This is a genomic window from Streptomyces sp. NBC_01235 (genome assembly GCF_035989285.1).
In the GTDB taxonomy this organism is placed as follows: Bacteria; Actinomycetota; Actinomycetes; order Streptomycetales; family Streptomycetaceae; genus Streptomyces.
In genome coordinates this window covers 1,456,097-1,471,682 of sequence record NZ_CP108513.1, presented here as the reverse complement: position 1 = coordinate 1,471,682, position 15,586 = coordinate 1,456,097, and the positions used below count along the sequence as shown (strand labels likewise).

The following is a 15,586-nucleotide window of genomic DNA, read 5'->3' as shown; positions in this document are numbered from 1 at the left end:
TCGGCATCGGCTCAGGGATGTGGCGTTGGTGGCTGAAGACGACAAGACGGACGACAAGTACGTCGAGTACCTCAAGCGGTTGACCGCCGAACTGCGGCAGACGCGCCGGCAGTTGCGCGAGGTGGAGGCACGCGACCGGGAGCCGGTCGCGATCGTGGCGATGAGCTGCCGCTACCCCGGCGGGGTGGACAGCCCGCAGGAGCTGTGGCGGCTCGTCGACGAGGGCGGGGACGCCATCTCCGGATTCCCCGCCGACCGCGGCTGGGACGTCGAGGCGGGCTACGACCCCGACCCCGACAACCCGGGCACCTTCTACGCGCTCGGCGGCGGCTTCCTGCACGAGGCGTCCCGTTTCGACGCGGACTTCTTCGGGATCTCGCCGCGCGAGGCGCTCGCGATGGACCCGCAGCAGCGGCTGCTGCTGGAGATCTCCTGGGAGGCGTTCGAGCGGGCCGGGATCGCCCCCGGCTCGGTGCGCGGCAGCAGCACCGGCGTCTTCGTCGGCGCCGCCACCTCCGGATACGGCGCCGGCGTGAGCGAGTTCCCCGAGGGCGTGCAGGGCCTGCTGCTGGCGGGCAACGCCACCTCGGTCGCCTCCGGCCGCATCGCCTACACCCTGGGGCTGGAGGGGCCGACCGTCACCGTCGACACGGCCTGCTCCTCCTCGCTGGTCGCCCTGCACTGGGCGTGCCAGGCGCTGCGCCGCGGCGAATGCGACCTGGCGCTCGCCGGCGGCGTGGCCGTGATGGCCACCCCCGCGATGTTCTACGAGTTCAGCCGGCAGCGCGGCCTGGCCGCCGACGGCCGCTGCAAGGCGTTCTCCGACGACGCCGACGGCACCGGCTGGGCCGAGGGCGCCGGCATGCTGCTCGTGGAGCGGCTCTCCGACGCCCGACGGCTGGGCCACCCGGTCCTGGCCGTGGTCCGCGGCACGGCGATCAACTCCGACGGCGCCTCCAACGGCCTCACCGCCCCCAACGGCCCCGCCCAGCAGCGGGTCATCCGCGCGGCCCTCGCCAACGCGGGACTCGCCCCCGCCGAGGTGGACGCCGTCGACGCGCACGGCACCGGTACCTCGCTCGGCGACCCCATCGAGGCGCAGGCCCTGCTCGCCACCTACGGTCAGGACCGTGAACAGCCGCTGTGGCTGGGCTCCTTGAAGTCGAACATCGGGCACAGCCAGTCGGCCGCGGGCGTCGGCAGCATCATCAAGATGGTCGAGGCGATGCGGCACGGCGTGCTGCCGCGCACCCTGCACGTCTCCGAGCCGTCCCGGCACGTCGACTGGTCGGCCGGGGCCGTGCGTCTGCTCACGGAGCCGGTCGACTGGCCGGAGGCGGGCCGCCCGCGCCGCGCCGGTGTGTCGTCGTTCGGCATCAGCGGCACCAACGCCCACGCCGTCATCGAGCAGGCCCCCGCCGCCGAACCGGCGCAGCCCGCGGACCCCGCCGCGCAGCCGGCCGCCCCCGCCGCCGAGCCCCGCACCCTGCCCGTCGTGCCGTGGCCGGTGTCCGCGCGCAGCGAGGAGACGGTACGGGCGCAGGCCGCCCGGCTCCTGGCCCGGCTGCGGGACCGGACCGAGCCGCCGCGCCCCCTGGACGTGGGCCACGCGCTCGCCACCACCCGGGCCGCCCTGGAGCACCGGGCGGTCGTCCTCGCCACCGACCACGAGACCGCCGTACGGGAACTGGCCGCGCTCGCCGAGGGCACCGCGGGCCCCACGACCGTCCGGGGCCGCACCGCGCGTGGCGCCACCGCCTTCCTGTTCGCCGGTCAGGGCTCCCAACGGCTCGGCATGGGCCGCGAACTGTACGAGACCCACCCCGTCTTCGCCGCCGCGTTCGACGCGGTGGACGCCGAACTGCCCTTCGGCCTGCGGGAGATCGTCTTCGGCGCGGACGCGGACCGGCTGAACCGCACCGAGTACGCGCAGCCCGCCCTGTTCGCGCTCGAAGTCGCCCTCTACCGGCTGCTGGAGTCGTGGGGCGTCACCGCGAAGTTCCTGCTGGGCCACTCCGTCGGCGAGCTGGCGGCCGCCCATGTCGCCGGTGTGTGGTCCCTCGCGGACGCCTGCCGGCTGGTCGTGGCGCGCGGCCGTCTGATGCAGGCCCTGCCGGAGGGCGGCGCGATGGCAGCGCTCCAGGCGACCGAGGAGGAGGTGCTGCCCCTGCTGAACGACCGGGTCGGCATCGCCGCCGTCAACGGCCCCCGCGCGGTGGTGATCTCCGGCGCCGCCGACGCCGTGGAGGAGACGGCCGCGCACTTGCGCGCACAGGACCGCAAGGTGACGGCCCTGCGGGTCAGCCACGCCTTCCACTCCCCGCTGATGGAGCCCATGCTCCAGGAGTTCCGCGCGGTCGCCGAGACCCTCACCTACCACACGCCCCGGCTGACGCTCGTCTCCGACGTGACCGGCGAGATCGCCCGCCCGGCCGACCTGTGCTCGCCGGACCACTGGGTCCGGCACGTCCGCGAGCCGGTCCGGTTCGCCGACGGCATACGGCTGCTGGCGAAGCGCCGGGTGGCCCGTTACGTCGAGCTGGGCCCCGACGGCACCCTCACCGCCCTCGCCCAGGACTGCTTCGAGGGCGACGCGCCGCCCGCCGTGCCCACCCTGCGCAAGGACCGGCCCGAGCCCGCCGCCCTGATGGCCGCGGTCGCCGGGGCCTTCGCCCACGGCGCACCGGTCGACTGGCCGGCCGTCTTCGCCGGTACCGGCGCCCGGAACGTGGAACTGCCGACGTACGCCTTCCGCCGCGAACGGTACTGGCTGGAGCCCACCCCGCCCGGCACGGCGACCGCCGGGGACACCGGCGGCGGGGACGCGGGCTTCTGGACGGCCGTCGAGGACGAGGACATCGCCGCCCTCGCCGACACCCTGGACGTGGACGAAGGGCTCGTGCGTCCCCTCGTACCCGCCCTGTCGTCGTGGTGGCGGGGGCGGCGTGAGCTCGGCCGGGTGGACCGGCTGCGCTACCGCGTCGCCTGGCAGCCCCTCGACCCGGCCGCCGGCAGCCCGCTCACCGGCCGCTGGCTCGTCCTCACCGCCGCCACGGCGGCCGACGGCTCCCTGGCAGCCGCCGTGACCGAGGCGCTGCGGGCGGGCGGAGCCGAGCCCGTGCTGTGGAAGTACGCCCCCGACGAGGAGCGCGCCGCGCTGGCCGCCCGGCTCGCCGGCCTCGGCACCTTCACGGGCGTCCTCGCCCTGCCCGCCGAGGAGCGCCCCGGCGACGACGGACAGCAGGCCTTGGCGGACGCGCTCTTGCGCACCGTACGGCTCGTGCAGGCGCTCGGTGACGCCGAGGTGACCGCACCGCTGTGGCTCGCCACCCGCCGCGCGGTGGCCACCGCACGCTCCGACGCCGCCCCCGACCCGGCGCAGGCCGCGCTGTGGGGCCTGGGCCGGGTGGCCGCCCTGGAGTCGGCCGGCCGGTGGGGCGGCCTCGTCGACCTGCCGCAGACCGTCGACCGGCGGGCCGCGGCCCGCCTCGCCGCGGTGCTGGCCCACCCCGGCGACGAGGACCAGATCGCGGTCCGTGCCTCCGGAGTCTTCGTACGACGTCTGCTGCACGCCGACGACCCGGCCGCCCCGCACAGCGGTGCGAGCGGCTGGCAGCCCCGCGGCACCGTCCTGATCACCGGCGGCACCGGCGCGCTGGGCGCCCGGGTCGCCCGCTGGGCCGCCGAGCAGGGCGCGGAGCACCTCGTCCTGACCGGCCGCCGCGGCCCCGACGCCCCCGGTGCCGCCGAGCTGACGAACACGCTCACCGCGCTCGGCGCCCGCGTCACCATCGAGGCCTGCGACGTCGCCGACCGTGCCGCCGTCGAGGGGCTGCTCGCCCGGCACACCGTCGACGCCGTCGTCCACGCGGCCGGCGTCACCGACACCCTCCCGCTGCCCGACCTCGACGCCGACCGCTTCCGCTCCGTCCTCGCCGCCAAGGCACACGGCGCGGCCCACCTCGACGCGGTGCTGCGCGCCCAGGGCGACCGCCCGCTCGACGCGTTCGTGCTGTTCTCCTCCATCGCCGGCGTCTGGGGCAGCGGAGGCCAGACCGCCTACGCCGCCGCCAACGCCTACCTCGACGGCCTGGCCGAACAGCGGCGCGCACGCGGCGCCACCGCCACCTCCGTCGCCTGGGGCCCCTGGGCCGAGGGCGGCATGGCCGCGGAGGGCGGCGCCGAGGAGTACCTGCGCCGACGCGGTCTCGCCGCCCTCGACCCCGACACCGCGCTCGCCGCACTGCGCCGCGTCCTGCAGCAGGACGTCACCGGTCAGGTCGTCGCCGACGTCGACTGGTCCCGGTTCGCCCCCGGCTTCACCAGCACCCGCCCCAGCCCCCTGCTCGGCGACCTGCCCGAGGCACGGGACGCGCTGCGCAGCGGACAGGCCGACGCGGACGACGACAGAGCGGGCGCGGCACTGCGCGTACGCCTCGCGGGCCGCCCGGCCGCCGAACGCGTCCGCGCACTCCTGGAGCTGGTCCGCACCCACGCCGCCGCCGTCCTCGGCCACGCCGACGCGAGGCTGCTGGAGACCCGGCGCGCCTTCCGCGACTCGGGCTTCGACTCCCTCACCGCCGTCGAACTGCGCAACCGCCTCGCCGCCGAGACCGGCCTGGCCCTGCCCGCCACGCTCGTCTTCGACCACCCCACCCCCGTCGACCTCGCCGCCTTCGTGCACGGCGAGCTGTTCGACCAGGCCCGGCCCGCACACCCCGACAGCGCGGGTGGCGCGGCACGCGGGGAGCGCGCGGCCGACGACCCGATCGTCGTCGTCGGCATGGGTTGCCGTCTGCCCGGCGACGTGTCCGGCCCCGACGAGCTGTGGGAGCTGGTCGCCGCCGGACGGGACGCGATCACCGAGTTCCCCACCGACCGCGGCTGGGACCTCGACGCGCTCTACCACCCCGAACCGGGCCGCCCCGGCACCAGCTACACCCGGCACGGCGGATTCCTCACCGGCGTCGGCGCCTTCGACCCCGCCTTCTTCGGCATCTCGCCGCGCGAGGCCGTAGCCATGGACCCGCAGCAGCGGCTGCTGCTGGAGACCTCGTGGGAGGCGCTGGAGCGCGCCGCCATCGCCCCGGGCGCCCTGCGCGGCAGCCGCACCGGCGTGTTCATGGGCTCCAACGGCCAGGACTATCCCGCCCTGCTGCTCAGCACACCCGACGCCGGAGACGGCTACCTCGGCACCGGCAACGCCGCCGCCGTGGTCTCCGGGCGTATCGCCTACGTCCTCGGCCTCGAAGGACCGACCCTCACCGTCGACACCGCCTGCTCGTCCTCCCTCGTCGCCCTCCACCTCGCGGTGCAGGCGCTACGGGCCGGCGAGTGCGACCTCGCCCTCGCCGGCGGCGTCACCGTCATGTCCACCCCGGGCGCCTTCCTGGAGTTCAGCCGCCAGCGCGGCCTCGCGGCGGACGGCCGGTGCAAGGCGTTCTCAGACGACGCCGACGGCACCGGCTGGGGCGAGGGCGTCGGCGTACTCGTCGTCGAGCGGCTCTCCGACGCCCGCCGCAACGGACATCCGGTACTCGCCGTGGTCGCCGGTTCCGCCGTCAACCAGGACGGCGCCAGCAACGGCCTGACCGCCCCCAACGGCCCCGCCCAGCAGCGGGTCATCCGCGCCGCGCTGGCCGACGCCGGCCTCGCCCCGGCCGAGGTGGACGCGGTGGAGGCGCACGGCACCGGTACGACACTGGGCGACCCCATCGAGGCCCAGGCCCTGCTGGCCGCCTACGGCCAGGACCGCGAACGGCCACTGATGCTCGGCTCGTTGAAGTCCAACCTCGGCCACACCCAGGCCGCCGCCGGTGTCGCCGGTGTCATCAAGACGGTGCTGGCCATGCGGCACGGCCTGTTCCCGGCCACCCTGCACGCCGACACCCCCAGCACCCACGTCGACTGGTCGGCGGGCGCCGTGGAACTGCTCACCGAGACCACGCGCTGGCCCGGCGGCGACCGGCCGCGCCGCGCGGGAATCTCCGCGTTCGGCGTCTCCGGCACCAACGCCCACGTCATCGTCGAACAGCCCTGGGACGAGGAGCGGTCCGGGACCGGCGAACAGCCCCGCGAGACCGCGCCGAAGGGAACCGGGACCGGCGGCCCGCTGCCCTGGGCGATCTCCGGCGCGTCCGAGAACGCCCTGCGCGCACAGGCCGGACGACTCCTCGCCCACGCCGACGCCCGGCCCGGCCTCACCGCCGCGAGCCTCGGCCTCTCCCTCGCCACCACCCGTACCGCGCTCGACCACCGTGCCGTGATCCTGGGCGCGGACCGCGCGGAACTCGTCTCCGCGCTCACCTCCCTGGCCCAGGGCGAGCCCGCCTCCGGCGTGGTCACCGGCCGCGCGCGGGCCGACGGCCGTACCGCGTTCCTCTTCGCGGGCCAGGGCGCGCAACGGCCCGGCATGGGACGCGAGGCGTACGAGGCCCACCCCGCCTTCGCGGACGCCTTCGACGCCGTATGCGCGCAGGTCGACGCGGAACTGCCGCGCCCTCTGCGGGAGATCGTCTTCGGGGACGACACCGACCGGCTGAACCGGACGGAGTTCACCCAGCCCGCGCTGTTCGCGCTGGAAGTGGCCCTGTTCCGGCTGCTGGAGTCGTGGGGTGTGCGTCCGGATGTGCTGGCGGGTCACTCGATCGGTGAGATCGCGGCCGCGCACGTCGCCGGGGTCTGGTCGTTGTCGGACGCGTGCCGTCTGGTGGTGGCGCGGGGCCGGCTGATGCAGGCCCTGCCGTCCGGTGGGGCGATGGTGGCGCTCCAGGCCACCGAGGACGAGGTCCTGCCGCTGCTCGGTGACGAGGTGGGCATCGCGGCGGTCAACGGCCCCCGGGCCGTGGTCGTCGCGGGTGCCTCGGAGGCCGTCGAGGAGATCGCGGGCCACTTCCGCGCCCAGGACCGCAAGGTGACGGCGCTGCGGGTGAGTCACGCCTTCCACTCGCCGCTGATGGAGCCGATGCTCGCCGACTTCCGCAAGGTCGCGGAGAGCCTGACCTACGAGCCGCCCCACCTCCCCGTCGTCTCGACGGTCACCGGTGCGGCCGCCACGGCCGAGGAGCTGTGCTCCCCGGAATACTGGGTCCGCCATGTCCGCCGGTCGGTCCGCTTCGCCGACGCCGTCGCCGCCCTGGAGACCGAGGGCGTCACCCGGTTCCTGGAACTGGGACCGGACGGCACCCTCACCGCCCTGGCCCACGCCTCGCTCACCGACGGCGAACCGGTCGCCGTCCCGGCCCTGCGCCCCGACCGCCCCGAGACCGCCACGCTGCTCGCGGCGACCGCGACGCTGTTCGCACACGGTGCCGACGTCGACTGGTCCGCGTTCTTCCCCGCCGAGCGGTCCGTCGAGCTGCCCACCTACGCCTTCCAGCACGACCGCTACTGGCCGCGCCCGGCCGGCGGTCCCCTCGGCGATCTCCGCTCGGCCGGTCTGTCCGCCGCCGGTCACCCGCTGCTCGGCGCCGCCGTCACCCTCGCGGACAGCGGGGCCGCGGTCTTCACCGGACGGCTCTCCGCCCAGCTCCAGCCGTGGCTGGCCGAACACGTCGTCTCCGGTTCCGTCCTGCTGCCCGGCACCGCCTTCCTGGAGCTCGCCCTCCACGCGGCCGACCGCGTCGGCTGCGGTCAGGTCGAAGAACTCACCCTGCGGACACCGCTGGTGCTGCCCGCCCACGGCGCCGCTCAGCTCCAGGTCACCGTCGGTGCCCCGGACGCCGCCGGGCGCCGCGAGATCGGCGTGTACTCCCGCCCCGCGGCCGGCTCCGGCACCGACGGGCCCGACGACGAGCCGTGGATCCAGCACGCGAGCGGCACCCTGCTGCCCGAGGCCGCCGTGCCGGCCCCGGAAGCGGACGGGCGACCGCCCGCCGACGCCGCCGAGATCCCCACGGACACCCTCTACGAGCGGCTGGCGCAGACCGGCCTGTCCTACGGCCCGCTCTTCCGCGGACTGGCGTCCGTCCGGCAGAGCGGCGACGACCTGTTCGCCGAGGCGGTCCTCCCCGACGAGGCCGTCCCCGACGCCCGCCGCTACGGCGTCCACCCCGCCCTGCTGGACTCGGTGCTGCACGCCCTCGGAGCGGCTCCGCCGCCCGGCGACGGCGACGGCGCCGCCGGCGAGGGGGCGTCCGCCCCGGGCCTGCCCTTCTCGTGGAGCGGCGTCACCCTGCACGCCACCGGTGCGTCACGGCTCCACGCCCGCCTGCGGGCCACCGGGAGCGGCTCGGTCGCCCTCGACCTGGCCGACCCCTCCGGCGGACCCGTCGCCACCATCGGATCCCTCACGCTGCGCGCCCTCACGGCACCGGCCGCCGGAACCGCGCACACCCCGCACGCCGAGCTGCTGCACCGGATCGACTGGACGCCGCTCCCGCTGGACGCGACCGCTTCGGCCTCGCCTGCCGCACCACTGCCGTCGCCCCTCACGACCACTCTGCCGACCACTCTTCCGACGACCGGAGTGGACGCGGGAGCGGACACGCTGGTGCGCGTGGCCTCCCCGGCCGGCCACAGCGCGGATGCAGCGCACGCGGCCACCGTTCACGCGCTGGAACTGGTACGTGTCTGGCTGACGGAGGAACGCTTCGAGGGCGCCCGGCTCGTGCTGGTCACCGAAGGGGCGGTCACGCTCGACGCGACGGCCCCCGATCCCGCCCTGGCCGCCGTGTGGGGTCTGGTGCGGTCGGCTCGGGCGGAGAATCCGGGGCGGTTCGCGCTGGTCGACGTGGACGGCGCCGACGCGTCATGGGCGACGGTCCCGGCCGCGCTCGCCTCCGGTGAGGCCGAGGTCGCCGTACGTGGCGGCACCCCGTTCACCCCGCGCCTGGGCCGGACCACGGCCCGCCGCGAACTCGCCCCTCCCGCAGGGGAGTCGGCCTGGCGGCTGGAGATCGCGGAGCAGGGCACCCTGGAGGGACTGGCGCTGCGGCCGGTCCCGGAGGCGGAAGCGGAACTGGCACCCGGTCACGTCCGTATCGCGGTGCGGGCCGCGGGCGTGAACTTCCGTGATGTGCTCAACGCGCTCGGCATGTACCCCGGCGACGCGGAGGACTTCGGTCTGGAGGGCGCCGGTGTGGTGACCGAGGTCGGTCCAGGGGTGACCGGGCTGGCCGTCGGCGACCGCGTGATGGGCCTGTTCTCCGGCGCGTTCGGGCCGGTGGCGGTGGCGGACGCCAGGACGGTGGCCCGGATCCCGGCCGGCTGGACGTTCGCGCAGGCGGCGTCCGCACCCCTGGTGTTCCTGACCGCGTACTACGCCCTCGACGACCTCGGAGGCCTGCGGGCCGGCGAGTCGGTGCTGGTGCACGCGGCGGCCGGCGGCGTGGGCATGGCCGCCCTGCAGCTGGCGCGGCACCGGGGCGCCGAGGTGTTCGGCACGGCGAGCCTCGGCAAGTGGGACACCCTGCGCGCCCTCGGCCTGGACGAGACGCACATCGCCTCGTCCCGCGACACCGAGTTCGAGACGGCCTTCCTCGCGGCCACCGGTGGGCGGGGCGTGGACGTCGTACTGGACTCGCTGGCCGGGGAGTTCGTCGATGCCTCCCTGCGGCTGCTGCCGCGTGGCGGCCGCTTCCTGGAGATGGGCAAGACCGACGTCCGGGACGCCGACGCGGTGGCCGCCGAGCACCCGGGCGTGACGTACCGCGCCTTCGACCTGTGGGACGCCGGTCCGGAGCGGATCGGGCGGATGCTGTCCGACCTGGTCGCCCTGTTCGAGTCGGGCGTGCTCAAGCCCCTTCCGGTCACCTGCTGGGACGTACGACAGGCCCCGGAGGCGTTCCGCCACCTGTCGCAGGCGCGGCACGTGGGCAAAGTGGTCCTGACCGTCCCGGCGCCGCTGGACCCGGAGGGGACCGTGCTGGTCACCGGTGGCACCGGCGGCCTGGGTGCCCTGGTGGCCCGCCACCTGGTCACCGAGCACGGGATCAGGCACCTGCTGCTGGCCGGCCGCCGAGGCCCCGAGGCCCCGGGCGCCCGCGAACTCGTCGCCGAACTCACCGGCCTCGGCGCCGAGGTCGAGGTGGCGGCCCTGGACGTGGCCGACCGCGACCAGCTCGCCGCCGTCCTCGCGGGCGTCCCCGCCGCGCATCCGCTGACCGGCGTGGTGCACGCGGCGGGTGTCCTGGACGACGGTGTGGTCGCCTCCCTCACGCCCGACCGGCTGGCGCAGGTCATGCGGCCGAAGGTCGACGCGGTGACGCACCTGGACGAGCTGACCCGCGACACCGACCTGTCCGCGTTCGTGGTCTTCTCCTCGGTGGCCGGTACGTTCGGCGGCGCGGGCCAGGCCAACTACGCGGCAGCCAACGCCTTCCTGGACGCCTTCGCCGCCACCCGCCGCCGCACCGGCCTGCCCGCGACCGCCCTCGCCTGGGGTCCCTGGGCGCCCGGTGCGGGCATGACCGCCGAGCTGACGGAGGCGGACCTGCGGCGCATGGCCCGCGGCGGCATGCGGCCGCTCACCCCCGAACAGGGCCTCGGCGCCCTCGACGCGGCCCTGCGGCGGACCGAGTCCGTCCTCGTGCCGATCGCACTCGACCGGCGCGTGCTGCGCGACCGGCAGGCGGTGGCGGCGCTGCCCGCCATGCTCCGCGGCCTGGCCGTCGCCCCGGCACGGCGCACGGTGGCCACGGCGGACGCCGCCGGGGAGAGCTTCCGGACCGGGCTGGCGACCCTCGCACAGGCCGAGCGCGAGACGGCGGTCCTGGACCTGGTACGCACCCGGACGGCCCTGGTGCTGGGGCACTCCGGCCCGGACACCGTCGAGGCCACGCGGGACTTCCGGGGCCTCGGCATCGACTCGCTGACCGCCGTGGAACTGCGCAACCGCCTGAATGCGGCGACCGGACTGCGGCTGCCGGCGACCCTGGTGTTCGACTATCCGTCGCCGCAGGCGCTCGCACGCCACATCGGCACCGAACTCCTGGACACCCGGCCCACCGGCGCAGCCGCCGCCGCGACCGGTGCCGCCGTCACGGCCGTCCGTGCCGTCGACGGGGCCGACGACGACGCACGGATCGCGATCGTGGGCATCGGCTGCCGGTTCCCCGGCGGGGTGCGCGGACCGGAGGACTTCTGGCGGCTGCTCGCCGACGGCGTCGACGCGATCGGGGCACCGCCCGCGGACCGCGGCTGGCATGCGGAGGGCGTCGAGGGCGGATTCCTGTACGACGCCGCCGAGTTCGACGCGGACTTCTTCGGAATCTCGCCGCGCGAGGCCCTGGCGATGGACCCGCAACAGCGACTCCTGCTGGAGATCTCCTGGGAGGCGCTGGAACGGGCCGCGATCGACCCGCGCGGGCTGCACGGCTCCCGAACCGGCGTGTTCGTCGGCACGAACTACCAGGGCTACGGTTCGGCCGCGCACCACGTCCCCGAGGACGCGCAGGGACAGCTCCTGACCGGGCACGCCGCGAGCGTGGCCTCCGGTCGCGTCGCCTACGCGCTGGGCCTGGAGGGCCCGGCGGTCACCGTGGACACCGCCTGCTCGTCCTCCCTGGTGGCACTGCACTGGGCGGCCCAGTCGCTGCGGTCCGGCGAGTGCGATCTGGCGCTCGCGGGCGGTGTGACGGTGATGGCGACACCGGGCGCGTTCGCCGAGTTCGACCGGCAGGGCGGGCTCGCCGGCGACCACCGCTGCAAGGCCTTCTCGGACGACGCCGACGGCACCGGCTGGGGCGAAGGCGCCGGCATCCTGCTGCTCGAGCGGCTCTCCGACGCCCGCCGCAACGGTCACCCGGTGCTCGCCGTGGTCCGGGGCAGCGCCGTCAACTCGGACGGCGCCAGCAACGGACTCACCGCGCCCAACGGCCCCTCGCAGCAGCGCGTCATCCGCGCCGCGCTGGCGGCCGGCGGGCTCACCCCCGCCGATGTCGACGCGGTCGAGGCGCACGGCACCGGCACGAAACTGGGCGACCCGATCGAGGCGCAGGCCCTGCTCGCCACCTACGGCCAGGACCGCGAACAGCCCCTGTGGCTCGGGTCGGTCAAGTCCAACATCGGCCACACCCAGGCCGCCGCCGGGGTCGCCGGCGTCATCAAGACGGTCCTGGCCATGCGGCACGGCCTGCTGCCCCGCACCCTGCACCTCACCCGGCCCACCACCCATGTCGACTGGACGGCCGGACGCATCGAGCTGCTCACCGACCCCGTGCCCTGGCCGCGTTCGGGACGCCCACGGCGCGCCGCGGTCTCGTCGTTCGGCATCAGCGGCACCAACGCCCACGTCGTCCTGGAGGAGGGCGCGGGGCGGCAGGACGGCACCGAGCCGCACCCCGAGGGACCGGTCGCCTGGCCACTGAGCGGACGATCGGCCACCGCCCTGCGCGCGCAGGCCGAGCGGCTGCGCGCCCGGCTGACCAACGACCCGGAGCCGTCCCCCGCCGACGTGGCGCACTCCCTGGCCACCGGCCGCGCGGCCTTCGAACACCGGGCCGTGGTGGTCGCCGAGGACCGCACCGGACTCCTGACCGCGCTGGCCGCGCTCGGCCGCGGCGAGGACACCGCCGCGGTGGTGGGCGGGCGCACCGGGCCGCGGGGCCGCACGGCGTTCCTGTTCAGCGGGCAGGGCTCGCAGCGGCCCGGCATGGGCCGGGCACTCCTCGACCGGTTCCCGGTGTACGCCGAGGCCTTCCACCGCGTCTGCGACGTGTTCGCCCCGCACCTCGACGTGCCGCTGGCCGACGTCGTCCTCGCACCCGAGGGCACGGAGCGGGCCGCGCTGCTGGACCGCACCGCCTACACCCAGCCCGCGCTGTTCGCCGTCCATGTGGCGCTGTACGAACTGGTGCGCTCGTGGGGCGTCGCGCCGGACGCCCTGATGGGGCACTCCATCGGCGAACTGTCCGCCGCGCACGTCTCCGGAGTGCTGTCACTGCCCGACGCGTGCGCCCTGGTCGCGGCCCGTGGCCGGCTCATGGAGGCGCTGCCCGAGGGCGGCGCGATGGCCGCCGTACAGGCGTCCGAGGACGAGGTGGCGCCGCTGCTCGCCGGACGCGACCGGCACATCGCGGTCGCCGCCGTCAACGGGCCCACGGCCGTCGTGGTCTCCGGCGACGAGGACGCCGTGTCCGACATCGCCGACCATTTCGCCGCACTGGGCCGAAAGACTAGGCGTTTGCGGGTCAGCCATGCGTTTCACTCAGCGCATATGGACGCGATGCTTGCGGAGTTCGAAGAGGTGGCGCGCGGCGTGCGCTACGACGCCCCCGCCATCCCGATCGTCTCCAACGTGACGGGCGACCGGGCCACCGAGGCCGAACTGACCTCGCCCGGACACTGGGTGCGGCACGTGCGGCAGACCGTGCGCTTCGCGGACGGCGTACGCCGACTGAGCCAGGACGGCGTCGGCACGTTCGTCGAACTCGGTCCCGACGGCTCGCTGACCGCGATGACCCTCGACACCCTGCAGGAGGCGGCACAACACGGCCCGCAGGAGCCGGCCGAGGCCGCCGTCGCCGTCCCCGTGCTGCGCCGGGGCCGGCCCGAGCCGGTCGCCGCCCTGCTGGCCGCCGGGACGCTGCACGTGCACGGCCTCGCCGCCGCGCCGACCGGACTGACCGGCCCGGCCCGCACGGTGGAGCTGCCGACGTACGCCTTCCAGCGCGACCGCTACTGGCTGGAGGCGGCCAAGCCCACCGGCCCCGAACGGCCGGGCGCCGGCGGCCGCCTCGACGACGAGTTCTGGGCCGCCGTCGAGCGCGGCGACCTCGGCGGGCTGACCGAGCGCCCCGACCTCGGCGACGACACCCCGCTCAGCGAACTGCTGCCCGCGCTGTCGTCCTGGCGGCGCCGCCGCCAGGAGCGCTCCGCGCTCGACTCCTCGGCCTACACGGTGGTCTGGCGTCCGGTGCCGGACGGCCCACCGCCGGTGCTGTCGGGCACCTGGCTGCTGGCCGTGCCCGCCTCCCGGGCCGACGACCCCTGGACGGCCGGCCTCGCCGAGGGCCTGGCCGCGCACGGCGCACAGCTCGTGCGGCTCCCCGTGGACTGCGCCCTCACCGACCGGGCCGCGCTCGTCGAGGAACTGCGCAAGCTCCCCGAACCGGACGCCGTACGGGGCGTGTTGTCGCTGCTGGCCCTCGATGAGGAGCCCGCGGCCACCGCGGACCGCGCGGCCACCCCCGCCGGCCTGGCCGCGCTGCTCGCCCTGACCCAGGCGCTCGGCGACCTGGAGATCGGCGCCCCGCTGTGGGCCGCCACCGTCGGCGCCGTCGCCGCCACCGACCGGGAGAGCGTCACCGCGCCCACCCAGGCCGCCACCTGGGGCCTGGGCCGGGTCGCCGCGCTGGAACAGCCGCAACGCTGGGGCGGTCTCGTCGACCTCCCCGCCGACCTCGACGGGCGGACCGCCGAACGACTCGCCGCCCTGCTCTCCGGCACCACGGGAGAGGACCAGACCGCCGTACGGGCCGCCGGAGTCCTCGCCCGCCGCCTCGTGCACGCCCGGCCGTCCGACACCCCCACCCCCGAGTGGAGCTGCGCGGGCGAGACCGTCCTGATCACCGGCGGCACCGGAGCGCTCGGCGCCCGGGTCGCCCGGCGGCTCGCCGAACGCGGCGCCCGCCACCTGGTGCTGGCAGGCCGCCGCGGCCAGGACGCCGACGGCGCCGACGCGCTGCGCGCCGAACTGGCCGCGCGGGGCGCGACCGTGACGCTGGCCGCCTGCGACACCACCGACCCCGACGCCCTGGCCGCCCTGCTGGCCGAGCACCCGGTCGACGCCGTGGTGCACGCGGCCGGGGTCCTGGACGACGGACTCCTCCAGTCGCTCACCCCCGAGCGACTGGAGGCGGTGCTGCGGCCCAAGCTGGCCGCTGCCCGCAACCTCGACCGGCTCACCCGCGACCGCGACCTGTCGGCGTTCGTCCTGTTCTCCTCCTTCGCCGGCATGGTCGGCTCGGCGGGGCAGGGCAACTACGCCGCCGCCAACGCCTACCTCGACGCGCTCGCCGCCCGGCGCCGCGCCGACGGCCTGCCCGCCACCTCCGTGGCCTGGGGACCGTGGGCCGGTGGCGGAATGGCGGCCGGCGGCCCCGAGGCGGAGGGACGGCTGCGGGGCGGCGGTGTCGTCCCGCTCGACCCGGACACCGCGCTCGCCGCCCTCGACCGGGCCGTGGCCGGCGAGGACGCCGCGCTGACCGTCGCCGAACTCACCTGGGACCGCTTCGTACCCGGCTTCACCGCGGTGCGGCCCGCCCCGCTGCTCGCCGAACTGCCCGAAGCCCAGGCCGTGACCCGGCAGGCACGGGAGAGGGACGGCGGGACCGCGACGGACAGCGGCGCGCTGCGCACCCGACTCGCCGGGCTCGCCGAGGCCGAACAGGAGCGGCTGCTGATCCAGCTGGTCCGCGGCCACGTCGCCACCGTCCTCGGGCACGCCTCCGCCGAGGCCGTCGACGCCGACCGCGCCTTCAGCGAACTCGGTTTCGACTCGCTGATGGCGGTGGAACTGCGCAACCGGATCGGCACCGCGGCCGGGCTCCAGCTGCCCGCCACCCTCCTGTTCGACCAGCCCACACCCCGCGTCCTCGCCCGCCACCTGCGGTCGCTGACCGCGGCCGAAGACGGCGGAGCGCCC

General features: G+C 76.2%; 1 pseudogene. It reads left to right on the top strand.

The features are described 5' to 3' along the window. Positions 1-79: 79 nt before the first annotated feature. Positions 80-15,553, top strand: a pseudogene (locus OG289_RS06425) (type I polyketide synthase); the annotation flags it as partial. Positions 15,554-15,586: the final 33 nt, after the last annotated feature.